Origin of the sequence: Microbacterium sp. NPDC055910 (assembly GCF_042271185.1) — a bacterium.
In the GTDB taxonomy this organism is placed as follows: Bacteria; Actinomycetota; Actinomycetes; order Actinomycetales; family Microbacteriaceae; genus Microbacterium.
In genome coordinates this window covers 13,381-38,121 of sequence record NZ_JBHJZS010000015.1, presented here as the reverse complement: position 1 = coordinate 38,121, position 24,741 = coordinate 13,381, and the positions used below count along the sequence as shown (strand labels likewise).

24 protein-coding genes and 1 tRNA gene are annotated in these 24,741 nt (G+C 70.3%); 18 read left to right on the top strand and 7 right to left on the bottom strand.

Annotation, left to right across the window (positions count from 1 at the left end; genetic code table 11):
• From ACFC3F_RS08485 to ACFC3F_RS08460, 6 genes are all read left to right on the top strand, one after another.
• Complete coding sequence (locus ACFC3F_RS08485; RefSeq protein WP_376128489.1) at window positions 1-1,464, top strand: aldehyde dehydrogenase (NADP(+)); 1,464 nt, start codon at window positions 1-3, stop codon at window positions 1,462-1,464.
• A 404-nt stretch (window positions 1,465-1,868) separates the two neighbouring features.
• A complete protein-coding gene (locus tag ACFC3F_RS08480) occupies window positions 1,869-2,882 on the top strand; it encodes a LacI family DNA-binding transcriptional regulator (protein ID WP_376128487.1) in 1,014 nt (337 codons plus the stop codon).
• Window positions 2,883-3,076: 194 nt separating this feature from the next.
• Window positions 3,077-3,823 carry an L-ribulose-5-phosphate 4-epimerase gene (locus ACFC3F_RS08475; RefSeq protein WP_376128485.1) on the top strand — a complete coding sequence of 249 codons (747 nt, stop codon included), beginning with the start codon at window positions 3,077-3,079 and terminating at the stop codon, window positions 3,821-3,823.
• Complete coding sequence (locus ACFC3F_RS08470) at window positions 3,820-5,439, top strand: xylulokinase (protein ID WP_376128483.1); 1,620 nt, start codon at window positions 3,820-3,822, stop codon at window positions 5,437-5,439. The genes ACFC3F_RS08475 and ACFC3F_RS08470 overlap by 4 nt, the downstream gene beginning before the upstream one ends.
• A gap of 87 nt (window positions 5,440-5,526) precedes the next feature.
• Entirely contained in the window at window positions 5,527-7,038 is a 1,512-nt protein-coding gene (araA, locus tag ACFC3F_RS08465) for an L-arabinose isomerase (RefSeq protein WP_376128481.1), read from the top strand.
• A 3-nt stretch (window positions 7,039-7,041) separates the two neighbouring features.
• The gene (locus tag ACFC3F_RS08460; RefSeq protein WP_376128479.1) at window positions 7,042-7,983 is read left to right on the top strand and encodes an aldose 1-epimerase family protein; all 942 of its coding nucleotides are present in this window, start codon (window positions 7,042-7,044) and stop codon (window positions 7,981-7,983) included.
• A gap of 143 nt (window positions 7,984-8,126) precedes the next feature.
• Here the strand turns inward: ACFC3F_RS08460 and ACFC3F_RS08455 are convergent, their stop codons facing one another.
• Window positions 8,127-8,321: a hypothetical protein gene (locus tag ACFC3F_RS08455; protein WP_376128477.1), complete on the bottom strand. Its 195-nt coding sequence runs from the start codon at window positions 8,319-8,321 to the stop codon at window positions 8,127-8,129.
• A gap of 127 nt (window positions 8,322-8,448) precedes the next feature.
• Between ACFC3F_RS08455 and ACFC3F_RS08450 the strand changes: the two genes are divergently transcribed.
• The 3 genes from ACFC3F_RS08450 to ACFC3F_RS08440 all read left to right on the top strand — a co-directional run bounded on the left by ACFC3F_RS08450 (window position 8,449) and on the right by ACFC3F_RS08440 (window position 9,649).
• A complete protein-coding gene (locus tag ACFC3F_RS08450) occupies window positions 8,449-8,880 on the top strand; it encodes a YdeI/OmpD-associated family protein (protein WP_376128475.1) in 432 nt (143 codons plus the stop codon).
• A 59-nt stretch (window positions 8,881-8,939) separates the two neighbouring features.
• A complete protein-coding gene (locus ACFC3F_RS08445; RefSeq protein ID WP_376128473.1) occupies window positions 8,940-9,509 on the top strand; it encodes an asparagine synthase in 570 nt (189 codons plus the stop codon).
• 67 nt (window positions 9,510-9,576) lie between these two features.
• A tRNA-Arg gene (locus tag ACFC3F_RS08440) sits at window positions 9,577-9,649 on the top strand.
• A gap of 75 nt (window positions 9,650-9,724) precedes the next feature.
• Here ACFC3F_RS08440 and ACFC3F_RS08435 read toward each other — a convergent pair.
• The 4 genes from ACFC3F_RS08435 to ACFC3F_RS08420 all read right to left on the bottom strand — a co-directional run bounded on the left by ACFC3F_RS08435 (window position 9,725) and on the right by ACFC3F_RS08420 (window position 12,448).
• Window positions 9,725-10,525 carry a nitroreductase family protein gene (locus tag ACFC3F_RS08435; RefSeq protein ID WP_376128471.1) on the bottom strand — a complete coding sequence of 267 codons (801 nt, stop codon included), beginning with the start codon at window positions 10,523-10,525 and terminating at the stop codon, window positions 9,725-9,727.
• 8 nt (window positions 10,526-10,533) lie between these two features.
• Complete coding sequence (locus tag ACFC3F_RS08430) at window positions 10,534-10,890, bottom strand: hypothetical protein (protein ID WP_376128469.1); 357 nt, start codon at window positions 10,888-10,890, stop codon at window positions 10,534-10,536.
• Between the two features lie 14 nt (window positions 10,891-10,904).
• A complete protein-coding gene (locus ACFC3F_RS08425; protein WP_376128467.1) occupies window positions 10,905-11,807 on the bottom strand; it encodes an SDR family oxidoreductase in 903 nt (300 codons plus the stop codon).
• A 110-nt stretch (window positions 11,808-11,917) separates the two neighbouring features.
• Window positions 11,918-12,448 carry a MarR family winged helix-turn-helix transcriptional regulator gene (locus ACFC3F_RS08420; RefSeq protein WP_376128465.1) on the bottom strand — a complete coding sequence of 177 codons (531 nt, stop codon included), beginning with the start codon at window positions 12,446-12,448 and terminating at the stop codon, window positions 11,918-11,920.
• Window positions 12,449-12,551: 103 nt separating this feature from the next.
• On the opposite strand from ACFC3F_RS08420, the gene ACFC3F_RS08415 reads away from it, so the two are divergent.
• The 3 genes from ACFC3F_RS08415 to mmsB are packed head-to-tail and all read left to right on the top strand — an operon-like array spanning window position 12,552 to window position 16,143.
• Window positions 12,552-14,054 (top strand): CoA-acylating methylmalonate-semialdehyde dehydrogenase, encoded by a 1,503-nt coding sequence (locus ACFC3F_RS08415; RefSeq protein WP_376128463.1) that lies wholly within the window; start codon window positions 12,552-12,554, stop codon window positions 14,052-14,054.
• A 2-nt stretch (window positions 14,055-14,056) separates the two neighbouring features.
• A complete protein-coding gene (locus ACFC3F_RS08410; RefSeq protein WP_376128461.1) occupies window positions 14,057-15,202 on the top strand; it encodes an acyl-CoA dehydrogenase family protein in 1,146 nt (381 codons plus the stop codon).
• A 20-nt stretch (window positions 15,203-15,222) separates the two neighbouring features.
• Window positions 15,223-16,143 carry a 3-hydroxyisobutyrate dehydrogenase gene (gene mmsB / locus ACFC3F_RS08405; protein ID WP_376128459.1) on the top strand — a complete coding sequence of 307 codons (921 nt, stop codon included), beginning with the start codon at window positions 15,223-15,225 and terminating at the stop codon, window positions 16,141-16,143.
• A gap of 256 nt (window positions 16,144-16,399) precedes the next feature.
• Here the strand turns inward: mmsB and ACFC3F_RS08400 are convergent, their stop codons facing one another.
• Complete coding sequence (locus ACFC3F_RS08400) at window positions 16,400-16,810, bottom strand: GreA/GreB family elongation factor (RefSeq protein WP_376128457.1); 411 nt, start codon at window positions 16,808-16,810, stop codon at window positions 16,400-16,402.
• Window positions 16,811-16,904: 94 nt separating this feature from the next.
• On the opposite strand from ACFC3F_RS08400, the gene ACFC3F_RS08395 reads away from it, so the two are divergent.
• The 6 genes from ACFC3F_RS08395 to ACFC3F_RS08370 all read left to right on the top strand — a co-directional run bounded on the left by ACFC3F_RS08395 (window position 16,905) and on the right by ACFC3F_RS08370 (window position 24,283).
• Window positions 16,905-18,473 carry an L-serine ammonia-lyase, iron-sulfur-dependent, subunit alpha gene (locus ACFC3F_RS08395; protein ID WP_376128455.1) on the top strand — a complete coding sequence of 523 codons (1,569 nt, stop codon included), beginning with the start codon at window positions 16,905-16,907 and terminating at the stop codon, window positions 18,471-18,473.
• Window positions 18,474-18,538: 65 nt separating this feature from the next.
• The gene (locus tag ACFC3F_RS08390) at window positions 18,539-19,867 is read left to right on the top strand and encodes an MFS transporter (RefSeq protein WP_376128453.1); all 1,329 of its coding nucleotides are present in this window, start codon (window positions 18,539-18,541) and stop codon (window positions 19,865-19,867) included.
• Entirely contained in the window at window positions 19,864-21,675 is a 1,812-nt protein-coding gene (locus ACFC3F_RS08385; protein ID WP_376128451.1) for a glycoside hydrolase family 2 protein, read from the top strand. The genes ACFC3F_RS08390 and ACFC3F_RS08385 overlap by 4 nt, the downstream gene beginning before the upstream one ends.
• Window positions 21,672-22,682, top strand: coding sequence for a DUF2804 domain-containing protein (locus ACFC3F_RS08380; protein ID WP_376128449.1), 1,011 nt, complete (start codon window positions 21,672-21,674; stop codon window positions 22,680-22,682). The genes ACFC3F_RS08385 and ACFC3F_RS08380 overlap by 4 nt, the downstream gene beginning before the upstream one ends.
• A gap of 45 nt (window positions 22,683-22,727) precedes the next feature.
• Window positions 22,728-23,552 (top strand): ABC transporter ATP-binding protein, encoded by an 825-nt coding sequence (locus ACFC3F_RS08375; RefSeq protein WP_376128447.1) that lies wholly within the window; start codon window positions 22,728-22,730, stop codon window positions 23,550-23,552.
• Window positions 23,549-24,283, top strand: a complete 735-nt coding sequence (locus ACFC3F_RS08370; RefSeq protein ID WP_376128445.1) for an ABC transporter permease — start codon at window positions 23,549-23,551, stop codon at window positions 24,281-24,283. The genes ACFC3F_RS08375 and ACFC3F_RS08370 overlap by 4 nt, the downstream gene beginning before the upstream one ends.
• A gap of 3 nt (window positions 24,284-24,286) precedes the next feature.
• Here ACFC3F_RS08370 and ACFC3F_RS08365 read toward each other — a convergent pair whose 3' ends face one another.
• Complete coding sequence (locus tag ACFC3F_RS08365; RefSeq protein ID WP_376128443.1) at window positions 24,287-24,730, bottom strand: MarR family winged helix-turn-helix transcriptional regulator; 444 nt, start codon at window positions 24,728-24,730, stop codon at window positions 24,287-24,289.
• Between the last annotated feature and the right edge of the window lie 11 nt (window positions 24,731-24,741).

Here is a 24,741-nt window from a genome sequence, read left to right as displayed (position 1 = left end):
ATGAACGTTCCCGTCACCGCCCCCGCCGACGTCGACGCCATCGTCGAGCGTGCCGCCGCGGCATCCGCTCTGTGGAAGAACTCCACGATCGCCGAGCGGGTGGGCGCCCTGAACGCCATCGCCGATGCGCTCGACGCACACGCCGACGAGCTCGTGCCCATCGCGCAGCGCGAGACGAATCTCGCCGAGGGGCGCCTGCGCGGAGAGCTCAAGCGCACGACGTTCCAGTTGCGCCTGTTCGGCGAGGTGCTCGAAGAGGGCACGTGGCTGGATGCGCGCATCGACCACGCCGACGCCGACTGGCCCATGGGCGCTCCGCGCCCCGACCTTCGCCGGCAGCTCGAGGCCATCGGTCCCGTGCTGATGTTCTCGGCGAGCAACTTCCCGTTCGCGTTCTCGGTCGCCGGCGGCGACACCGCGAGTGCGCTCGCGGCCGGCAACGCCGTCGTCGTCAAGGCGCACCGCGGACACCCCGAGCTCTCGGTCGCGACGACCCGCGTCGTCCGTGACGCGCTCGCCTCGGTCGACGCTCCCGAGGGGCTGTTCGACACCGTCTACGGAACCGAATCCGGCGTGCGGGCGCTCAAGGCGCCGCAGATCCAGGCGGCCGCGTTCACCGGCTCGATCTCGGGCGGACGCGCACTGTTCGACATCGCGGCGTCGCGCGAGCAGCCGATCCCGTTCTTCGGCGAGCTCGGCAGCGTCAACCCGGCCTTCGTGACGCGCTCGGCGGCGGCTTCGCGTGGCGAGACGATCGCGACCGACTTCCTCGCGTCGGTGACCGGGAGTGCGGGTCAGCTGTGCACCAAGCCCGGCGTGCTGCTCGTGCCGTCGGACTCGAACCTCGAGGCTCTCTTCGCCGGTGCGTCGCTGCCGGCGCCGGCAGCGCTGCTGAACCCCGGCATCGCCGACGGATTCCGCACGGCCGTCGAGCAGACCGCGGGCCGTGACGACGTCTCGGTGCTCGTGGGCGCTCCGACCGCCGACGGCGACCCCGCCCCGGTGCTGCTCAAGACGACCGCCGCGGCCCTGCGCGAGGACCCCGAGGGGCTCATCGCCGAGATGTTCGGCCCCGGGGCACTCGTCGCGACGTACGAGGACGAGTCCGAGCTCGTGGAGGTCGCCGCGGTGCTCGACGGGCAGCTCACGGCGACGATCATCGGCGAGGCCGACGACGCCGTCGCGGGCGAGCTGATCCCGATCCTGGCGACGAAGGCCGGTCGTGTGCTGTGGAACCAGTGGCCGACGGGCGTGTCGGTGACGTGGGCGCAGCAGCACGGCGGACCGTACCCCGCGACGACGGCCGTGGGCACGACGTCGGTCGGCGCCGCCGCGATCACGCGGTTCCTGCGCCCCGTGACCTACCAGAACGTGCCCGATGCACTGCTGCCGGCCGCGCTGCAGGACGCCAACCCGCTCGGCATCCCGCGTCGCGTCGACGGGGTATTCGCCCCCGCGTCCTGATCCTTCGCGGGTCGCGGGTCGCGGCTCGGGTCGCCGGGGTCGGTGCGATTCGACTCCGGTCCGGTCCGGTCGGCTCGGCGGGGCTCGGGGCGTGGCTTGGCTTGGCTTGGCTTGGCGTGGCTTGGCGTGGCTCGGCGTGGCTCGCCGACTTGGTGGGGTTGCTTCGGCTCAGCTCGGTCCGGCGCCTCGCCGGCCGGGCCCCGCTGGCGACGGGCGGCATCCCTTCGTTCGCCTGACTCCGTCGCCTCCGGCGAGCGGGCAGGACGTTCCGGGGCGAGCGAGTTTCAGCCGCGCCGGCATCCGTTGTTCGGATGGCGGATGCCGCGACGCCGGCCGCCCACGGCACGGCGAGGAGCGTCCCCGGCGACGCGGGAGGCGAGATGAGCGCCGGTAGGGTGAGCGCGATGGGCGAGAACGAGACCGAACCGGCGCGCCGCGGGCGCGTGGGCGTGCGGGACGTCGCCCGCGCGGCCGGAGTCTCGGCCCAGACCGTCTCCCGCGTGCTGAACGAGCACGCGAGCATCCGGCCGGAGACGCGGGCGCGCGTGCTCGCGGCGATGGCCGAGCTCGGCTACCGGATCAACAACGCCGCCCGCACACTCGGAACGCGCGAGACGCGCACGCTCGGTGTCATCGCGTCGGATGCGACCCTGTACGGGCCGTCGGTCGGCATCGCCGCGCTCGAAGCCGCGGCGCGCGAGGCCGGCCGATGGACGGCGACCGCCTACGCTGACGCTGCCGACCCCGAGTCCGTCGTCTCGGCGGCCGACCGCCTGCTCGCGCAGGGAGTCGACGGGCTCGTCGCACTCGCGCCGCATGCGGCGAGCCTCGCCGCGCTCGAGCACGCCGTCGCGGGAACTCCGCTCGTCGCGCTGCACGCCGGCCGAGGGACCGACAGGCAGCGGGCGGGTATGGCGCTCGCCGTCGAGCACCTCGTCGCGCTCGGCCACCGTCGGATCGCGCGCGTCGCGGGTCCGGCCGACTGGCTCGAGGCCGTCGCGCGTGACGAGGGCGCCGAGCACGCCCTGCGTGCGGCGGGCATCGCGGACGGTCCCCGCTGGAGCGGAGACTGGAGCGCCGCAGCCGGCGCCCGGCTCGCGAACGAGGTCGCCGTCGCCGCACGTGACGGCCGCGGACCGACGGCCGTCGTGGTCGCGAACGACCAGATGGCGCTCGGGCTCGTCGCGGGCCTGCGCGGAGAGGGGGTCGAGGTGCCCCGCGACATCAGCGTGACGGGGTTCGACGACAACCCCGACGCTGCTTTCTACGCTCCCGCGCTCACGACCGTGCGCGTCGACCTGCCCGGCGAGGCCCGCCGCGCCGTCGCGGTCGTGCGGGGCGGGACCGAACCGCCCGTGGCCGCCCCCGTGCTCGTCGTGCGCGACTCGACAGCGCCCCCGCCGCATCCCCTCTCCTGACCGCGAGAATGCAACCGCAGCTCGAGACTGCGGCGTATACCCGCAGTCTCGGCGGCCCGTTGCGGTCTCGCGGTCAGGGCAGAGCGGGCGTCGGCTCGGCTCGGCTCGGCTCGGCTCGGCTCGGCGACGGTCGACGCGGCGCGGGCAGCGGGTGGTCGATCGCGCGTGGTACCGGTAACATCGACGCGAAACCGATGGAGGACATCGTGACGACTTCCGACGCGGCTGCTGCGGGCCGCACCTTCGCCCCCGACGTCGAGGCGGCCATCGCCGCGACCCGCGACGACGTCGCGCGACTGCACGGCGAGCTCGTGCGCTACGGCCTCGTCGTGTGGACGGGCGGGAACATCTCCGGACGCGTGCCCGGCGCCGATCTGTTCGTGATCAAGCCGTCCGGCGTCTCGTACGACGAGCTCACCGCCGACGACATGATCCTCTGCGACCTCGACGGCCTCACCGTCCCCGGTTCGCACGGCAGCCACCGCAGCCCGTCGAGCGACACGGCCGCCCATGCCTACGTCTACCGGCACATGCCCGAGGTCGGGGGAGTCGTGCACACGCACTCCACCTACGCCGTCGCCTGGGCCGCGCGCGGCGAAGAGATCCCGTGCGTCATCACGGGGATGGCCGACGAGTTCGGCGGGCCGATCCCGATCGGCCCGTTCGCGATCATCGGCGACGACTCGATCGGGCGCGGGATCGTCGACACGCTCACGGGTCACCGCAGTCGTGCCGTGCTCATGCAGAACCACGGCCCCTTCACGATCGGCGTCACGGCGCGGGACGCCGTCAAGGCCGCCGTCATGTGCGAAGACGCGGCGCGCACGGTGCACCTGGCGCGCGAAGCCGGCCCGCTGATCCCGATCCCGCAGGAGTCGATCGACCGCCTCTACGAGCGCTACCAGAACGTGTACGGGCAGAGCGGGGACGATCGCCGATGAACGCCATCGCAGCCGGGCGCACGGCGCTCGGGATCGAGCTCGGATCGACGCGCATCAAGGCGTGCCTCGTCGACGCCGACGAGCCGTCGATCGTGCTCGCCACCGGTTCGCACGAGTGGGAGAACCGCTTCGAGGACCGTGTCTGGACCTATTCGCTCGACGACGTCTGGGAGGGAGTCCGCTCGGCCTACGCCGCGCTCGCCGCCGACGTCCGCGAGCGTCATGGCATCCCCCTCGAGCGGATCGGCGCGATGGGCGTGTCGGCGATGATGCACGGCTATCTGGCCTTCGACGAGACCGACGAACTCCTCGTGCCGTTCCGCACCTGGCGCAACACCACGACGGGTCCTGCCGCCGCCGAGCTGACCGATCTGCTCGGCGTCAACATTCCGCTCCGCTGGTCGGTCGCGCACCTGCGACAGGCGGTGCTCGACGCCGAGCCGCACGTCCGGCGCGTGCGATTCCTGACGACGCTCGCCGGCTACGTGCACTGGCGCTTGACCGGCTGCAAGGTGCTGGGCATCGGCGACGCGTCGGGCATGTTCCCCATCGATGCGGCGACCGGCACGTATGACGCCGCTCTCGCCGCTCGCTACGACGGCCTCGGCGGTCCGGCCCCGATCGCCGAGCTGCTTCCCGAAGTGCTCGCAGCGGGCGATTCCGCCGGGCGGCTCACCGCCGAAGGAGCGGCGCTGCTCGACCCGTCGGGTGCCCTCGAGCCCGGCGCCCTGCTCTGCCCGCCCGAGGGCGATGCGGGCACGGGAATGGTCGCGACGAACGCCGTGGCCCCCCGCTCGGGCAACGTGAGCGCCGGCACCAGCATCTTCGCGATGGTCGTGCTCGAGCGTCCGCTCGCGCGGCTGCACCACGAGCTCGACGTCGTCACGACGCCCGCGGGAGACCCCGTCGCGATGGTGCACTGCAACAACGGCGCGAGCGAGCTCGCCGCGTGGGCGGGCCTGTTCGCCCGGTTCGCCGCGGCCGCCGATGCTCCCCTCGAGCTCGACGCCGTGTTCGACGTGCTGTTCCGCGAAGCGATCGACGGGGCAGCCGACGCGGGCGGGATCCTCGCCTACAACCACCTGGCCGGCGAGCCGATCGCCGGTCTCGCCGAGGGCCGACCGCTCGTGGTGCGAACGCCCGACAGCGTCCTCACGCTCGCCAATCTCATGCGCGCCCAGCTTTACGGCGTCTTCGGAACCCTCGCGCTGGGCATGCGCGTGCTCACCGACGAGGGCGTCGCACTCGATCGGATGTTCGCGCACGGGGGCCTGTTCCGCACGGCCGGCGTCGCCCAGCGCTTCCTCGCCGGCGCACTGGCGGCACCCGTCTCGGTCCGCGACACCGCGTCCGAGGGTGGCGCGTGGGGCATCGCGGTGCTCGCCGCCTATGCGCGCACTGCCGCAGCCCACCCCGGCACGCTCCTCGAGCCCGCGGCCTCTGGAGCGGGCACGTCCGACGCCTCTCTTTCCTCGTATCTCGATGACCGCGTCTTCGCGGACGCCGTCGTCGTGACCGCCGACCCCGACCCCGCGGACATCGCCGGGTTCGACGCGTACCTCGAGCGCTACCGCGCCGGGCTCGCCGTCGAGGCCGCTGCCGTCGCCGCTCTCTGACCCCGTTCCGCTCCGCAAATCGCGCGAAGCCGGCCCCGCATCCGGATTCCCGGCTCGCGCGACCTGCGCTCATCGAAGGACATCCTCATGACCCGCACACCCCTTTCCACCTCCCTCGACGGCTACGAAGTGTGGTTCGTCACGGGCAGCCAGGGCCTCTATGGCGACGAGACGCTGCGTCAGGTCGCGTCGCAGTCGCAGGCCGTCGTGGAGGGTCTGGCGGACCTTCCCGTCACCGTCGTGTGGAAGCCCGTGCTGACCGACGCCGACAGCATCCGCCGCCTCGCGCTCGAGGCCAACGCCCGCGACGACGTCATCGGCATCATCGCCTGGATGCACACGTTCAGCCCCGCCAAGATGTGGATCGCGGGACTCGATGCGCTGCGCAAGCCGCTTCTGCACCTGCACACGCAGGCGAACGTCGAACTGCCGTGGTCCGAGATCGACTTCGACTTCATGAACCTCAACCAGGCAGCGCACGGCGACCGCGAATTCGGGTACATCCAGACGCGCCTGGGCGTCGCCCGCAAGACCGTCGTCGGTCACGTGACGAACCCCGCCGTGCGTCAGCAGATCGAGGATTGGCAGCGCGCGGCGGCCGGGTGGGCGGCATCCCGCACGCTCAAGCTCGCGCGGTTCGGCGACAACATGCGCTACGTCGGCGTCAGCGAGGGCGACAAGACCGAGGCCGAGCTGCGCTTCGGCGTGCAGGTCAACACGTGGGGCGTCAACGAACTCGCCGAGGCGGTCGGGCAGGTGACGGATGCCGCGATCGACGACCTCGTCGCGGTGTACCTCGACGAATACGACGTCACGGGGGAGCTGCGGCCCGGCGCTGAGCGCCACCAGTCGCTCCGTGACGGCGCGGCGATCGAGCTCGGCCTGCGCTCGTTCCTCGAGGAGGGCGGCTTCGGTGCCTTCACGACGTCGTTCGAAGATCTCGGCGCCCTGAAGCAGCTGCCGGGCCTGGCGGTTCAGCGGCTCATGGCCGAGGGGTACGGCTTCGGTGCGGAGGGCGACTGGAAGACGGCGATCCTCGTGCGCGTCGCGAACGTCATGGGTGCGGGCCTGCCGGGCGGGGCCAGCCTCATGGAGGACTACACGTACGACCTCGTCGCCGGTGAGGAGAAGATCCTCGGCGCGCACATGCTCGAGGTGTCGCCCTCGCTCACGAACGCGCGGCCGCGTCTCGAGGTGCATCCGCTCGGGATCGGCGGCAAGGACGACCCCGTCCGGCTCGTCTTCACCGCCGATCCGGGGGCGGCCCTCGTCGTCGCGATGAGCGACATGCGTGACCGGTTCCGCCTCGTCGCCAACGTCGTCGAGAACGTCGAGGCGCCCGACCTGCCGAATCTCCCGGTCGGTCGCGCCGTGTGGAAGCCCGCACCCGACTTCGCCACGTCGGCGGCCTGCTGGCTGACGGCGGGCGCCGCGCACCATACTGTGATGACGACCGCCGTCGGCGTCGAGGTGTTCCGTGACTTCGCGGAGATCGCCGCCACCGAGCTCGTCGTCATCGACGAAGACACCACGGTCCGCGGGTTCCAGCGCGAGCTGCGGTGGAACCAGGCGTATTACCGACTCGCTCAGGGAATCTGATCCATGGCACGAACCGCGACCTCCGGCACTCAGCACGCGCTGCGCGCCGGCGACTACGAAGCCGTCGTGGCGAGCGTCGGCGCGACGCTGCGTTCGCTGACCTACCGGGGGCGAGATCTCGTCGTGCCCTTCGGCGCCGATGACGTGCGTCCCTCGTACCGCGGGGCGACCCTCGCGCCGTGGCCGAACCGCGTCGTCGACGGCGCGTACTCCTTCGGCGGGCGGGACTTCCGCCTGCCGCTCACCGAGCCCGCGCGCGGCCACGCGCTGCACGGCCTGGCCGCGTGGCTCGACTTCGAGGCGATCGACAAGGGCCCCGACCATGTGACGCTCGCCGCCGCGATCCAGCCGCAGACCGCGTACCCGTGGCGCATCATCGTCTTCACGACCTATTCGCTCGGGCCCGACGGTCTGACGCAGACCGTGACGGCGCGCAACGAGTCGAGTGAGCCGGCCCCGTGGGGCGTCGGACCGCACCCGTATCTCGTCGCCGGAGAGGGCACGGTCGACGACTGGACCCTCGAGCTCCCCGCCGGCGAGGTGCTCGAGGTGACGGCCGACAGGCTCGCGCCGACCCGGGTCGTCGCGGTCGACGCCGATCCCGAGCGGTTCGACTTCCGCAGCGCGCGCCGCGTCGGCTCCGTCGAGCTCGACCACGCCTACACGGGCCTTCTCCGCGGCGAGGACGGCGACGTGACGGTACGGGTGACGGATGCCGCCGGCTCAGGCGTCGCGATGTCGTGGGGCGCCGCGTGCCCGTGGGTGCAGGTCCACACCGCCGACAAGCCCGAACCCGCACTGAGCCGCCTGGGTCTCGCGGTCGAGCCGATGACGTGCGCGCCCGACGCCTTCAACGCCGACCGCTATCGGCATGACTCGGGGCTCATCGCGCTCGAGCCGGGAGCGGAGGCCGAGGCCGGCTGGCGCATCTGCGCGATCGGCTGAGGCGTCGCGAAACGAGGACGCCCGTCGGGATGCGTGGCATCCTGACGGGCGTCTTGCGCACTCATTCACCGGATGCTGCGAAACCCCCGAGTACTCTCCAGGGTCCCGCGCATGCTCGGCGACGGCGCAGTGTGGTCAGGGAATCAGTCCCTGAGGTCTTCTTTGATCTCGTTGCGGGTCTTCACCGAGTCCCGTTCGGCTTCGGCACGCTTCACCTCGGCGTCGGCCTTCATCTCGTCGGCTTTGTCTCCGATGCGGTCCGTGGTGTCCTCCCACGTGTCCTTGATCTTGTCGCCGACAGCATCGGCCGTATCCTTCGCGTCATCCAGGAATCCCATGGTCCTGCTCCTTCCGTGGTTTCGCGTGACATCGACGTTACGGGGACCGCCGCGAAACTCAGCGGGGGTTGCGTTCGCGCGTGCAGATTGCTACCGACGCGCGTGTCGCCGGTGGCAGAATCGTGCCATGCGATTCGAGACGACGCTGTTCTTGAGCGGCAACAACACCGGGATCGAGGTCCCACCGGAACTCATCGACGAGCTCGGCGCCGGCAAGCGGCCGCCCGTCGACGTCACGGTGAACGGGTTCGCGTACCGCAGCACGGTCGCTGTGATGGGTGGCAAGTACCTCATCCCGTTCAGCTCGGACAAGCGTGCCGCGACGGGGCTGAATGGCGGCGACCCCATCACCGTCGAGATCACCCTCGACACGGCGCCGCGCGAGGTCGACGTGCCCGATGATCTGGCGGCCGCGCTCGCCGACGCCGACGTGCGGGCGGCGTTCGACCGGCTGGCGCCGAGCGCACGCAAAGCGCACGTGACGAACGTCGAGGGCGCGAAGGCCGCCGACACCCGCGCGAGACGCATCGCGGCGATCGTCGCCAAGCTCTCGGGCTGACTCGCGGCATCCGACTCTCGCATGTCGCCCCGGACGATAGCCTCGTGGGGGGAGGTGCTGTGAGCAAGACCACGGACGCGATCGCCGAGGGCGTGTCCATCGCGTTCGCCGCAGCCAGACTGGTGGTGCGCAACCACATCCTCGTCGAGACGATCGCGCACGGCGCCCCCTTCGACGTCGAGCGCTTCGCTCCCGTCGCGCGTGATGCCCTGCTCTCGCTCGCGACCGAGCAGGAGGCCGCGGCAGACCTCGCGAAGCAGCAGCGCCGCCGCGCGTGGGGCAAGTTCACCGACCCCGACGGAACGCACGACTACCGTGACCGGGATACCCGCAACCTCCGCAAGCGCCACAAGCAGTACGTCGGTGTCGCGAAAGAGCTGCGCCAGCGGGCCGACGATCCCGATGCCGTCCGGTCGCTGGTCGAAGCATCGAGGGATGCCGCGTGGGGAGACGTCGAGGCGAATCTGCAGCGCCGCCTCACGGTCGAGGGCATGCGGCCCGACCTCGACCCCGATTACGAGCGCATGCGCGCCGCCCGGATGCAGTCCCTGCGCCTCATCGATCTGCCGCGTCTCGCCGCGCATCGGCGTCGTTCCGCCGACCCGCAGGACTCCGACGCGGAGGAGTGACGTCGATTCGCGACGAACGCGAGCGTGGGGTATTCTGGACGCTGGCCCGAGCGCAAGCGCGGGCCATGCGCCTCTAGCTCAATGGATAGAGCATCTGACTACGGATCAGAAGGTTGGGGGTTCGAGTCCCTCGAGGCGCGCGTACTGTGTTGAGACAGTCATGATCGAAAGCCCGCGAGCAATCGCGGGCTTTCGTGTCTCCGCTGTCGGCCGGCTCACGCGGTCACGTCGTCCCAGCCCTCCTGCGCGGTGTCGCACGTCTCGCGGAACACGAACTGCGACGGCAGCTTGCGTTGAGAGCTCGACCAGTCGATCGCGGGGCGCCGCTGCTCGGGCGGCAGATAGCCCAGTCGGTAGACGGCCATGAGCTCGAGGTCGTCGGGAACCCGCAGCAGATCGACGATCTCCTGCCACCGCCCCGGTGCTTCCATCGGGAACGAGATGAACTGGATCCCCATCCCGAGCTCCACCGTCGTGAGCCAGACGTTCTCCATCGCGGCGCCCATGCTGAAGACCGAGTAGAACGACGACAGCTCGCCCGGCCGGTACTCGCTGCGATCGAGCATGACGGCCAGAAGCAGTGGAGATCCGGCGACCAGCCTGCGGTTCTCGGCCCCGAGGGTCTTCGGCACGCCGAGAGCGTTCATGAGCTTCTGGCCACGCGACGTGAACACCTGGCCCGTGAAGGGCCGCAGCGGTGCCGGGAGCTTGTCGAACAGCATCCCGCTGCGCTCGTGCTCCATCTCGGCCTCGCTGAAGCGGAAGTACGGCTTGTCGCGCTCGAAGAACGTGCCGTTCGACATCACCTCGGTCATGCTCTCGCCCGAGATGCGCGCGATCGTCTCGATCGTGTCGCGGTGCTCGATGACGATGAAGCGCCACGGCTGACTGTTCAGCTGCGACGGGGCACGGCTCGCCGCCTCGAGCAGCAGGCGCTGATGCGCCGGCGACACCGGGTCAGGAAGGAACGGACCGTTCGTCGTCTTGCGACGGCGGATGACATCCAAGAACTCCATGGGACTCCTCACGCTGATCGGATGACGGCGGCGATCACGAACGGCGCTGCGGTCAGCGCGAGGATCGGATGCCGCCGCGTGTGTGTTCCGGCGAAGGGGATCGCCGCGAGGGGCCCGACCGCGGGAGCGAGCGCCAACGCCGCTCGACGACTCCGATCCCGCGGGCGCCCCCACCACGCCGAGCTCACCGCAGCCGCGGTCAGCGCGGACGTGGCGATGTAGAGCGCGTGGTGCACCCAGCGCGCGCGACGCGTGTCGACCCACCCGAGGGCGACCGTGAGCCCCAGCGCGCAGTTGGCGGCGTAGCATCCCGCCGTCCAGCCGAAGATGCCGGTCGTGCGTCGACGCGGGGTCGCAGCGAGCACGGAGGATCGCGTGTTCAGAAGACCGGCAGGCCGCCGGTCACGCCGACGACCGTCCCGCTGACGTAGCTCGCCTCGGCGGGGGAGGCGAGGAAGACATACGCGCCGGCCAGTTCCGCGGGCTGGCCGATGCGGCCGAGCGGAGTGTCCTTGCCCATGTTCGCGACGGCGGCGGGTTCCTTCGTCGCCGGCTGCAGCGGGGTCCAGACGGGGCCGGGGGCGACGGCGTTGACGCGGATCCCGTCGGGTCCGAGCTCGCGCGCGAGATTCACGGTGAGGTTGTTGATCGCCGCCTTCGTCGCGGCGTAGTCGATCATCGTGACCGACGGATCGTACGCCTGCACGGAACTCGTGTTGATGATGCAGTCGCCGCGGTCGAGGTGCTCCAGCGCCGCCTGGCTGACCCACAGCGTCGCGTACAGGTTGGTCTCGACGGCACGGTGCAGGTCTTCGGCCGCGAGCCCCTTCAAACCCTCTTCGCCGCGCGCCCAGTGGAACCCGGCATTGTTGGCGACGATGTTGAGTCCGCCGAGTTCCTCCGCGGCACGGGTCACGACGTCGCGGCAGGTCTGTTCGTCGCGCAGGTCTCCCGGCAGCAGCACGGCCGTGCGGCCGGCCTTCTCTATCCAGTGCGCCACGTCACGCGCGTCCTCTTCCTCCTCGGGCAGGTAGCTGATCGCGACATCGGCGCCCTCCCGCGCGAACGCGATCGCGACGGCCCGGCCGATCCCCGAGTCCCCGCCCGTGATGAACGCCTTCAGCCCGTCGAGGCGTCCGCGGCCCTGCCAGGACTCCTCGCCGTGGTCGGGACGGGGATGCATAGGCGCGGTCAGGCCGGGAGGGGACTGCTGCTGCTCGGGCATGCCTCCTTCGTCATCGGCGAGCGACTGGGCGTGCTTGGCGACGGGTGCTTCGGGCATGGTGGGCTCCTTCACTCGCGGGATTCGACCCTCAGAGTAAGGAGCGCGCCGCGGCGATGTCTGCCCCCTATCGACCAGGGGTGATGGATGCTACGCCCCGGTGTCGCGGCTCAGACGAGAGGTTCGGGAGCCGGTGCCGGCATCGAGAAGTCCCCGGCGTCGAGCCGCAGCTTCGCGATCGACTGTGTCAGCGGCGGGATCACCTCTTCGCAGACCTGCGCGAAGACCTGCTCGTTGAGCGCGGCCGTGGCAGCCTCCGTGATCTCGTACCCTGCCGGCGTGATGGTCAGCAGCGCGGCTCGACCGTCGCGGGGGTGGGGATCGCGGCGCACGAGCCCGTCGCGTTCCAGCCGGGCGACCGTGTTGGTCACGCTCGCGGGGTGCACCTGGAGTCGGGCTGTCGCGCTGGCCATCGGCATCGTGCCTTCTTTGCTGAACGCCAGCAGTCGCAGCATCTCGAACCGGGCGAAGGACAGCGAGAACGGCCGCAGGGTCTTCTCGACCTCGGCGAGCATCAGCTGGTGCGCGCGCATGACCGATGTCACGGCCGCCATACCGTCCGCCGCTTCGCCCCAGCCGTGCGCGATCCACTGACGCCGGGCTTCGGCGATGGGGTCGACGTGCAGCGGCTTGGGGGGCAAGAGGGGCTCCTTCCTGGCATCCACCGTATCGCCGGGGGCGCGTCGATCCGTCGATCGCGATCTTTTGATTGCAGATTAGATAGTTGAATGTCATAGTACTTCTATGACGCGAGAACTCACCCACTTCATCGGCGGCGCTCGCGTCGCCGGCACATCCGGCCGCTTCGGCGACGTCTTCGACCCGAGCACCGGCGAGGTGCAGGCCCGCGTTCCGCTGGCGAGCACGGCCGAAGTGCAGGCGGCGATCGGCAACGCCGAAGCGGCGCAGGTCGAGTGGGCGGCGCAGAACCCGCAGAAGCGGGCGCGCGTGCTGCTGAAGTTCCTCGACCTCGTCGCGAAGGACACGCCGACCCTCGCGCGGATGCTGTCGAGCGAGCACGGCAAGACCGTGCCCGATGCGATCGGAGACATCCAGCGCGGTGTCGAGGTCGTCGAGTTCGCTGCCGGAGCGCCCCACCTGCTGAAGGGGGAGTACTCCAGCGGTGCCGGCACCGGGATCGACGTGTACTCGATGCGCCAGCCGCTCGGCGTCGTCGCGGGGATCACGCCGTTCAACTTTCCCGCCATGATCCCGCTGTGGAAGGCCGGACCGGCGCTGGCCGCGGGCAACGCGTTCATCCTGAAGCCGAGCGAGCGCGACCCCTCGGTTCCCCTGCGCCTGGCCGAACTCTTCCTCGAGGCCGGGCTCCCCGAAGGCGTGCTCAACGTCGTCAACGGCGACAAGGAGGCCGTCGACGCGATCCTGCACGATGACCGCGTCAAGGCCGTCGGGTTCGTCGGCTCGACCCCCATCGCGCAGTACATCTACGAGACCGCCGCCGCCAACGGCAAGCGCGCGCAGTGCTTCGGCGGCGCGAAGAACCACATGATCGTCATGCCGGATGCCGACCTCGATCAGGTCGCCGATGCGCTCATCGGCGCCGGCTATGGGTCTGCGGGCGAGCGCTGCATGGCGATCTCGGTCGCCGTGCCGGTGGGCAAGCAGACCGGCGACGCGCTCGCCGCGAAGCTCGCCGAGCGCGTGGCGACCCTGAAGGTCGGCCCCGCCCTCGACGAGAGCAACGACTACGGTCCGCTCGTGACGGCCGAGGCCAAGCAGCGCGTCGAGCACTACATCCAGGTCGGCGTGGACGAGGGGGCGACCCTGCTGGCCGATGGCCGCGGCTACGAGGTCCCCGGCTACGAGAACGGCTTCTACCTCGGCCCGACCCTGTTCGACCACGTCGAGCCCGAGCATACGATCTACCGGGAAGAGATCTTCGGGCCCGTGCTGATCATCGTGCGCGCCGACGACTACGAACAGGCCCTGAGCCTTCCGTCGACGCACGAGTACGGCAACGGCGTCTCGATCTTCACCCGCGACGGGGATGCCGCCCGCGACTTCGCCGCCCGCGTCGACACCGGGATGGTGGGGGTCAACGTGCCCATCCCCGTGCCGATCGCATACCACACGTTCGGCGGCTGGAAGAAGTCCGGATTCGGCGACCTCAACCAGCACGGTCCCGACGCGTTCCGGTTCTACACCAAGACCAAGACCGTGACGAGCCGCTGGCTGTCGCACGATCTCAAGGAAGGCGCGAGCTTCGTCATCCCGACGATGCACTGATCATGAGCGCGGGAATGACAGAGGAGCGCGCCGCCCTCGTCGAGGCGGTCCGCGATTTCGCCGAGGCAGCGCTCGCCCCGCACGCGGGCACGTGGGATGCGGACAAGCATTTCCCGATCGACACCTTGCACCAGGCCGGTCAGATGGGTCTGGGCGGCATCTATGCGCGCGAGGAGTTCGGCGGGTCGGGCCTGTCCCGTCAGGATGCGCTGGCGATCTTCGAAGAGCTCGCCAAGGGCGACACGACGATCGCGGCCTACATCTCGATCCACAACATGGTCGTGTGGATGATCGACACCTTCGGTGACGCCGAGCAGCGGGCGCGGTGGATCCCGAAGCTCGCGACGATGGAGGATCTCGGCAGCTACTGCCTCACCGAGCCGGGCGCGGGCTCGGATGCGGCGGCGATCACGACGAGCGCGCGGCGCGAGGGCGACGAGTACGTCATCAACGGCGTGAAGCAGTTCATCTCGGGCGCGGGTTCGTCGGCCGTCTACATCGTGATGGCCCGCACGAACGGCCCGGGCTCCCGCGGCATCAGCGCCATCGTCGTTCCCGCCGATACGCCGGGGCTGTCGTTCGGCCCGAACGAGAAGAAGATGGGCTGGAACGCCCAGCCGACCCGCCAGGTGATCCTCGAGGACGTGCGCGTGCCGGTGGCGAACCGGCTCGGCGACGAGGGCGACGGATTCGGCATCGCCATGAAGGGCCTCAACGGCGGCCGTGTCAACATCGGCGCCTGCTCGCTCGGCGGCGCCCAGTGGGCCCTCGACCGTGCCGTCTCGTATGTCCAGGACCGGCACGTCTTCGGGCTGCCGCTCACGGCGAACCAGACCATCGTCTTCCGGCTCGCCGAGATGGAGACGGATCTGCAGGCCGCACGAGCGCTGCTCGAGCGGGCCGCCGAGAAGATGGATGCCGCTGCCCCCGACGTCGCCGTCGCGTGTGCGCTCGCGAAGCGTTTCGCGACGGATGCCGCCTTCGATGTCGCCAACGCCGCGCTGCAGCTGCACGGCGGCTACGGTTATCTGCACGAATACGGCATCGAGAGGGTCGTGCGTGATCTGCGCGTGCATCAGATCCTCGAGGGAACGAACGAGATCATGCAGCTGATCGTCGGTCGCGCAGTGATCGAGCAAGGCCGATGACCGGCGACGAAGGGAACCCCATGAGCACCATCGCATTCATCGGACTCGGCCACATGGGCGGACCCATGGCGGCGAACCTCGTCAGAGCAGGGCACCGTGTGCTCGGCTTCGACCTCGTCGCCGAGATCCGCGATGCCGCCGCCGCCTCGGGAGTCGAGCTCGTGGCCGCCGGCACCGAGGCCGCCGCAGCGGCGGACATCGTGATCACGATGCTTCCCGCCGGCCGACACGTCCTGGCCGCGTACGGCACCGCGGACGAGCCCGGGCTGCTCGCCGCGGCGCGCCCCGGCACGCTCTTCATCGACTCGTCCACGATCGCCGTCGACGAAGCGCGTCTGGCCGCCGAAGCCGCGATCGCCGCCGGTCACCGCGCGCTCGACGCCCCCGTCTCGGGCGGCGTCGTCGGGGCAGAGAACGCGACACTCGCCTTCATGGTCGGTGGCAGCGACGCCGACTTCGCCGAGGCGCTGCCCGTGCTCGAGGCGATGGGCAAGCGAATCGTGCACTGCGGAGGCTCCGGCCTCGGGCAGGCCGCCAAAGTCTGCAACAACATGATCCTCGGCATCTCGCAGATCGCCGTTGCCGAGGCGTTCGTCATCGGTGAACGGCTGGGACTGTCGCATCAGGCGCTCTACGACGTGGCATCCAACGCGTCGGGTCAGTGCTGGGCGCTCACGACGAACTGCCCCGTGCCGGGCCCGGTGCCGACCAGCCCCGCCAATCGGGACTACCAGCCGGGTTTCGCAGGGACCCTCATGGCGAAGGATCTGTCGCTGGCCGGTCAGGCGATCGACCTCACCGGAGTCGACGCGCGGCTCGGCTCGCTCGCGCGGGACATCTACGTCGCCTTCGCCGAGGGCGACGGAGCGAATCAGGATTTCTCGGGGATCATCAACACGATCCGCGAGCACAGCGCGGCAGCATCCGTCGCCGCGGACTGACGCCCGCGCGACAGGTTCGACTTCCCTCGGGGGCTGGGCTATGGTCGGCCGGAATACCCACCAGCTGTCACAAGGGAAGTGAGTATCCGATGGCAACGAAAGAGAACGGCAAGAAGGCGGCGCAGCTGTCGCTGAAGGAGAAGCGGGCGCTCAAGCGCGAGAAGTCGCAGGAAGACGTTGTCCGCACGCGCAAGCGCTGATCGTCGGCTCGCTCTCGCGGTCGCCCGTCATGCGCGACCGCGAGAGCGATCGGCGGTCAGCCGTGGGGGACGGCCGCGATGATCTTGACGGCGATGTTCACGCCGTTCGGGGCGCGATAGGTCAGGCGGTCTCCGGGGTGGGAGCCGACGATGGCCTGCCCCAGGGGCGATTCGGGCGAGTACACGGCCATGTCGCCGACCGGGCCCAGCAGTGCGCGGGCGCCGAGCAGGAACGTCTCCTGCGAGTTGTCGGATTCGAATTCGACCGTGACACGCATGCCCGGCTCGACGAGTCCGTCATCGGCCATCGATCCGACCTGCGCGCGGCGGATGAGGCCGCGCAGTTCGACGATGCGAGCCGACGAGACGTCGTCGGCGACGTCGCTCTTGGTGAGATCGTCCAGTTCCTGCTGCAACTGATTCAGGGCATCCTGCGTCAGCCAGATCGGCTCTTCTGCAACAGACACGGCAACCTCCACGAAGTGAACGGATGAAGTTTCGATCCTACCGCCGTTGGCCCCGAAACACCCCTTCCGTGACGCGACGACGTAGCCTGGTGATGTGAGCGCATACGTCTCGGCGTTCGAGTTGTTCTCCATCGGAGTAGGCCCCTCGAGCTCCCACACGGTTGGTCCCATGCGGGCGGCCCTCGATTTCGCGACCCGTCTTCGCGAGCTCGGACTTCTCGGCGACGTCGCGCGCATCACGTGCACGCTGTACGGGTCGCTGGGGGCGACGGGGATCGGTCACGGCACGCCCGACGCGATCGTCGCGGGCCTGCAGGGACTCGAACCCGAGACGGTGGATCCGGATGCCGTGCGGTCGGCCTGGAGCGATTGGCCGGACGGCGCCGATCTCGTGCTCGCGGGGGAGCGCTGCGTGCCGTTCGCGAAGCGCGACGTCGTCTTCGCGCCGCGCACGCGCCTGCCGGGACACCCGAACGCCATGTCGCTCGAGGCGTGGTCTCGCTCGACGGCAGGGCCGATCACGGCGGCGGGAGCGGTCTTCCGCGAGACGGGGGCGGCGATGCTGCCCCCCGCGCCGGTATCCGACGAGGGCCTCGTGCTGCGCGAGACGTACTACTCCGTCGGGGGCGGGTTCATCCGCCGCGACGGCGAGCCGCCGCGCGTGCAGGCTCACGCGTATCCGCTCGACTTCGCCAGCGCCGACGAGCTTCTCGCCCTGTGCGACGAGCGCGGCATCACGATCGCCGAAGCGGCGCGCATCAATGAGCAGGCGCTGCGCAGCGACACCGAGATCGCGGCGAAGCTCGACGGCATCTGGGACGCCATGGCCGGGTGCGTCGGAGCCGGGCTGAACGCCGACGGTGTGCTCCCCGGCATCCTGCAGGTCAAGCGGCGTGCGGCCTCGATCCGCGCGCAACTCGACGAAGCCGAGTCCTCGGGCCACCGTGAGCTTCCCGGTGAATGGCTCGGCGCGTTCGCGCTCGCCGTCAATGAAGAGAACGCCGCGGGCGGGCGCGTGGTCACGGCGCCGACGAACGGCGCCGCGGGGATCGTGCCCGCTGTCGCGATGTACTGGTGGCGCTTCCTCGCGGACTCGGGCCTCGGCGCCGGCAATGCCGTCACCCCTTACGGCGAGCTCGTCGGCAGTGCCCTGATGGGGTTCCACCCGCCCGTGCCCGAGCTCGTCGAAGGCTCGCCGGCCGCGCTCGCCGAGGCGAACCGGCGGCGCGGCATCCGTCGGTTCCTGCTGACGGCCACGGCGCTGGGCTCGCTGTTCAAAGCGAACGCGTCGATCTCGGGGGCCGAAGGCGGATGCCAGGCCGAAGTCGGCTCCGCATGCGCCATGGCGGCGGGAGGCTTGACGGCGGTCATGGGCGGCACGAATCGGCAGATCGAGAACGCCGCCGAGATCGCCATGGAGCATCACCTCGGTCTCACGTGCGACCCCGTCGGCGGGCTCGTGCAGATCCCCTGCATCGAGCGCAATGCGATCGCCGCGTCGACCGCCGTCACGGCGGCCCGGCTCGCGCTGCGCGGCGACGGCTCGCACTTCGTCTCGCTCGACACCGTCGTCGAGACGATGCGTCAGACCGGCATCGACATGTCGACGAAGTACAAAGAAACGAGCGAAGGCGGCCTCGCGGTCAACGTCATCGAATGCTGATCCCGCTCCAGGGGATCTCCGGCCTAGGATCGAACGCACCCCCTGGATCGTGAGCAAGGATGCCGATGTCCCGAGATCGCCTCGCGCCCGCGAGCGAGCCCACCCGGCGCCTCGCGCCGCTGTCCGGTCGCGTGTGGTTCACGGTGGTCCTGCTGGGCCTCGTCGGGCAGCTCGCGTGGACCGTCGAGAACATGTACCTCAACGTGTTCGTCTACGACACGATCTCGACCGATCCGACCGTCATCGCGATCCTGGTGGCGGCCTCGGCGATCGCCGCGACCTTCGCCACGATGCTCGTGGGGGCCTGGTCGGACCGTGCGCGCACGCGTCGCCCGTTCATCGCGGTCGGCTACATCCTGTGGGGTCTCACGACGGCGACGTTCGGGTTCGTCCAGCCGACGGCGGGCACGGATGCCGCGCTCGCGGTCGGCACGGCGGTCGTCGCCATCGTGGCCCTGGACTGCCTCATGTCGGTGTTCGGATCGGGAGCCAACGACGCGGCCTTCAACGCGTGGGTGACCGAGTCGACCGAGCCGGGTAATCGCGGACGTGTCGACGGCGTGCTCGCGATCATGCCGCTGCTGGCGATGCTCCTCGTCTTCGGTGCGCTCGACGGGCTGACGCAGGCGGGCGAGTGGCGCCTGTTCTTCGCGATCGTGGGCCTCGCGACGGCGGCCGTGGGGGTGCTCGCCTGGTTCCTCGTGCGCGATCCGGTCCACATCGCGCCCAGCGCCGACGGATATCTCTCGTCGGTCGTCTACGGCTTGCGCCCCTCGTCGGTGCGGGCGAACCCGCGACTGTATCTGCTGCTGCTCGCGTACGCGATCGTCGGCACGAGCACGCAGGTGTTCGTGCCGTACCTGATCATCTACATCCAGCGGTACCTGCGCATCGACGGCTACGCGATCGTGCTCGGCAGCGTCCTGATCGTCGCCTCGATCGCGAGCGTCCTGGGCGGGCGCGTCATCGACCGGATCGGCAAGGTCCGCGCGATCCTGCCCGCGACGGCGATCCTCGTCGCGGGTCTGATCGGAATGGCGTTCGCGCGCGACATGGTGAGCGTCATCGTCGTGGGTGCGGTGATGATGAGCGGCTTCATGCTGTCGGTCGCCGCCATCGCCGCGAGCGTGCGCGATGCGACGCCCCTCGACCGGGTCGGCGTCGTGCAGGGGCTTCGCATGATCGCCGCCGTGCTGGTGCCGATGGTCGTCGGTCCCTTCATCGGCGCCGCCGTCATCATCGGTGCGAACGAGACCTACACGGATCTGGGCGTCGTCAAGCAGGTGCCCACGCCCTGGATCTTCCCGGCGGCCGCCGTCGTCGCGGTGCTCGTCATCGTCCCCGTGCTGCTGCTGCGACGCGTCCGTAGTGCGGTCGACGAGGTCGGCGCATGAGCCTGCGCACACCGTGGGCGGACGCCCTCGATCCCGACGCGCCGCTGCCCGAGTATCCGCGGCCGCAGCTCGTGCGAGGCGACTGGCGCAGCCTCAACGGGCGCTGGCAGTACGCGGTCACGCCCTTCGCGGCATCCGATCCCCTGGCCGTCGCCGACCCGGCCAACCCGCCCTCGGCGTGGCAGGGCGAGATCGTCGTGCCGTTCTCTCCCGAGACCGAGCTGTCCGGCGTGGGGCGCGTCCTCGGCGCCGACGAGACGCTCTGGTATCGGCGGAGCTTCGCGCTGCCTCGCACCCTCGCCGAGGGGGCGCGGGTGATCCTGCACTTCGGCGCGGTCGACCAGTCGTGTCGTGTCGCGGTCGACGGTGTCGAGGTGGGCGCCCACACGGGCGGATACCTGCCGTTCGCGATCGATGTGACCGACGATCTCGCGCACACGGGCGAGCACGAGATCGTCGTCGCGGTGCGTGATGTGACGGATGCCGCCTGGCTGTCCCGTGGCAAGCAGTCCACGCGGCCGGGCGGCATCTGGTACGCGCCGCAGTCCGGGATCTGGCAGACCGTGTGGGTCGAGATCGTGCCGCGCATCGCCGTCGACGCGCTCGTCCTGACGCCCGATCTCGCCGCGGGCGAGGTCGTGGTGATGGTCGGCAGCGCGCACGCGCGGGCAGAGGATCGAGCCACCGTCGAGATCAGGGCGGCGGACGAGCTCGTGGCGACGGCATCCGTCCCGATCGGCGAGCCGACGCGGGTTGCTCTCACGGGGAGCGTCCGAGCGTGGAGCCCGGAGGACCCCTTCCTCTACGACGTGCGCGTCGTTCTCGGTGACGATCGCGTCGACTCCTACGTCGGCATGCGCTCGTTCGGCGTCGGAACGGACGCCTCCGGCCGGCGGCGCCTGCTGCTCAACGGCGAGCCGTACCTGCCCGTCGGACTGCTCGATCAGGGCTACTGGCCCGACGGCGGATACACCGCTCCCGCCGATGCCGCGCTCGAGTACGACATCCGGCTGGCCAAGTGCATGGGCTTCACGATGCTCCGCAAGCACATCAAGATCGAGCCGCTGCGCTGGTACCACCACTGCGACCGGCTCGGCATGCTCGTGTGGCAGGACGCCGTCAACGGCGGCACGCGCTACAACCCGCTCGTCATCACGGCGCCCGTCTTCGGCGCCCCCGCGCTCGACGACCGCCGGTACGCGAGGTTCGGGCGAGCGGATGCCGCGGGTCGGGACCAGTACGAGACCGAGCTGCACGACATGATCGAGCATCTGCGCAGCGTGCCGTCCATCGCGCTGTGGGTGCCGTTCAACGAGGGCTGGGGACAGTTCGACGGCGCGCGGATCGCGGACGACGTGCGGCGCCTGGATCCGACGCGTCCGATCGATCACGCGAGCGGATGGCACGATCAGGGGGCCGGCGACGTGCGGAGCCTGCACGTGTACTTCCGTCCCGTGCGGGCACCCCGTCGTGCGGATGCGCGGGTGCTCGCCGTCACCGAGTACGGCGGCTACAGCCTCGCCGTCCCCGGGCACACGGCGAGCGATCGCGTGTTCGGATACCGCCGCTACCGGTCGCGCGAGCGTCTCGTCGCCGCGCTCGAGCGGCTGCACGTGCGCGAGATCGAACCCGCGATCGCCCGAGGTCTCGCGGCGACCGTGTATACGCAGCTGTCCGACGTCGAGGACGAGGTCAACGGACTGGTGACCTACGACCGGCGGTTCGTGAAGGTGCCCGAACAGGCCATGCGGCGCATCAACGACGGGCTGCGCGCCGCAGCCCGATCCCACGAGGTGGAGAAGCCATGAACCCCACGCCCCTGCCCGAGCTGATCGAGCGCGTGCCGCTTACGCTGCCGAACGGGCGCCTGAACCGCGCGGCCGTCGGGTGGGCGCGCCAGCCGGTCGTGGACACCGCCGGGATCGGCTCGGGGTTCTGGGGTCGCAACAAGCGGTGGGAGTACTGGGGCATCACGACCCCGACGCATCTGCTCGCCCTCACGGTGTCGTCGATCGATTACGCCGCCGTGCACGAGGTGTGGGTCTTCGACCGCGCGACCGAGCGAGAGTGGCGTCACGGGGCGACGGTGCTGCCGGCTCGCGGGTTCACTCTGCCGCCGTCGCTCGGCGAGGGGTCGGCGCAGGCGCGCGCCAAGGGCCTCGAGATCGACATCGATCCCGCGGAAGCCGGGGGCACACGGCTGCGTGCCCGCATCGCCGATGCCTCGTTCGACGTCGTCGCCGAACTGCCCGACGGGCACGAGCGACTCGCGGTCGTCGTGCCGTGGAGCGACACCCGATTCCAGTACACCGTCAAGGACGTCGCCCGCCCCGCGTCGGGCACCGTCACGATCGAGGGCGTCTCGTACGATGTGCCCGCGGGGGAGTCGTGGGCCGTGCTCGACCATGGCCGGGGGCGGTGGCCGTACGACATCCGGTGGAACTGGGGTGCCGGGTCGGGCATCTCGCACGGCCGGGTCATCGGCATCCAGGTCGGGGCGAAGTGGACAGACGGTACGGGGTCCACCGAGAACGCCGTGGTCATCGACGGGCGCCTCCACAAGATCCACGACGAGCTCGTGTGGGACTACGACATCGCCGATTGGCGACGACCGTGGCGGGTCGTCGGCGGCGGGCTCGCAGCATCCTTCACTCCGTTCCACAACAAGGAGACGCGCACGAATCTCGGCGTCGTCGCGAGCGCGACGGATCAGTGCTTCGGGCACTGGGACGGAACCTTCCAAACGCAGGACGGTGTCTCGATCCCGTTCGCCGGTGTGCTCGGGTGGGCCGAGGAGGTGCACAACCGCTGGTGAGCGCGGTGCCTTGACCCGTACCCTGCCCGGAACGATAATCGCGCCGTGGCGAATGTCGTGGTCGCAGAAGCGGTACTCGTGCGGGATCTTCGCGTGCGGCGCGGCGGATCCGAGATCTTCGCAGGCCTGGATGTGACGATCCCGCGCGGCCAGATCACGGGCCTGCTCGGCCCGTCGGGATGCGGCAAGACAACGCTCATGCGCTCGATCGTCGGCGTGCAGAAGGTCACGGGTGGCATCGTCACCGTCCTGGGGGAGCGAGCAGGGTCGCAGCAGCTGCGCGGTCGGGTCGCGTACGACGCGCAAGCGGCCTCGGTGTACGGCGACCTCACGGTGCAGCAGAACCTGCGCTATTTCGCCCGGCTGGTCGAGGCTTCGCGCGGCGATGTCGACCGCGTGCTCGCGCAGGTCGGGCTGACCGGACAGCGGTATCAGAGAGTCGGATCGCTCAGCGGCGGTCAGGAGAACCGGGTGTCGCTCGCCGTCGCGATGCTGGGCGCGCCCGAGCCCATCGTGCTCGACGAGCCGACCGTGGGGCTGGATCCTGTGCTGCGCGCCGAGCTCTGGGAGCTGTTCCGCGACCTCGCCGACGACGGCGTGACGCTCGTCGTGTCGAGTCACGTCATGGATGAGGCGCTGCGGTGCGACCGGCTCCTGCTCATGCGCGAGGGGCGGATCATCGCCGACACGACGCCCGAGGGGCTTCTGCGCGACACTGGGGCGCCGGATCCGGATGCCGCGTTCCTCGCGCTGGTCGAGCGCGGTGGGGCGCGTCCGGGGGATGCGGCGGCGCATGACGGCGCGGCATCCGCTCCTCCCCTCACCCGGCGACGGGCCCGCTCACGCCGTGCCGGTGGGGGCCGTGCGTGATCGGCGCGCGGACGCTCGCGACGGCGGGCCGGGTGCTCACGCAGCTGATCCACGACCCGCGCTCGATCGCGCTCATGCTCGTCGCGCCGAGTCTGCTGGTCGGACTGTTCGCGTGGCTGTTCAGCGAGCAGGAGGGAGTCTTCGATCAGTTCGGCGGGGCGATCCTGGCGTTGTTCCCGTTCATCGTGATGTTCCTCGTCACCTCCATCACGACGCTCCGCGAGCGGCGCTCGGGCACCCTGGAGCGGCTCATGACGACGCCGCTCGGCAAGGCCGATTTCATTGCGGGCTACGCGCTGGCCTTCGGGCTCATGGCGATGCTGCAGGCGGTCGTGACGGTCGTGTTCGCCGTCGGAGTGTGCGGCCTGAGTGTTGATGGTCCGCTGTGGCAGCTCGGCCTCGTGGCGATCGTCGACGCGGTCCTCGGCAGTGCGCTCGGGCTGCTCGCGAGCGCGTTCGCACACACCGAGTTCCAGGCGGTGCAGTTCATGCCGCTGCTGGTGTTCCCGCAGATTCTTCTCGGCGGTCTGTTCATGCCGCGCGAGGACATGCCCGATGTCCTGCACGCGATCTCGGACTGGTTGCCGCTCGGCTATGCGATCGACACGATCGACGCCGTCATGGCGGGGGAACAGGGGTGGGACGTCTTCGGTCCGCTGCTCATCGTCGGTGCGTTCGCGCTCGGTGCCCTGGTGCTCGCGTCGGTGACACTGCGGCGGCGCACGCCGTAGACCTCAGGAGCGCGGACGTCCGGATGCCCGAAGCTTGGTCGTGATGTCGCGCAGCTGAACCAGTTCGTCGTCGCTGAGCACCGACATGCGCTCGGCGATCGACGATCCGTGGGCGGTCGCGATGCGGCGGAACGCCGCGACGCCGTCGTCGGTCGCCCGCACGAGCGAGCCGCGGCCGTCTTCGGGATCCGGCGCTTTCGTTAGGAGTCCCCGCGCGACCATGCGGTCGACGAGGCGCGACACGCTTGGCTGGCTGATGAGCATGTTGGCCGTGACATCTCGCAGCCGCGCGGTGCGGTCCTTGGCGCGCGTCACCGTGAGGAGCACGTCGTACTCGGCCTGCACGAGGCCGGCGTCTTCGAAGTCGCCGCTGATCTCTGCGAAGATCTCGTGCTGTGCGCGGAAGAGGCTTTCCCAGGCGGCGATGGCGAGACGGCGATCTGTCATGGCGTCAAGGG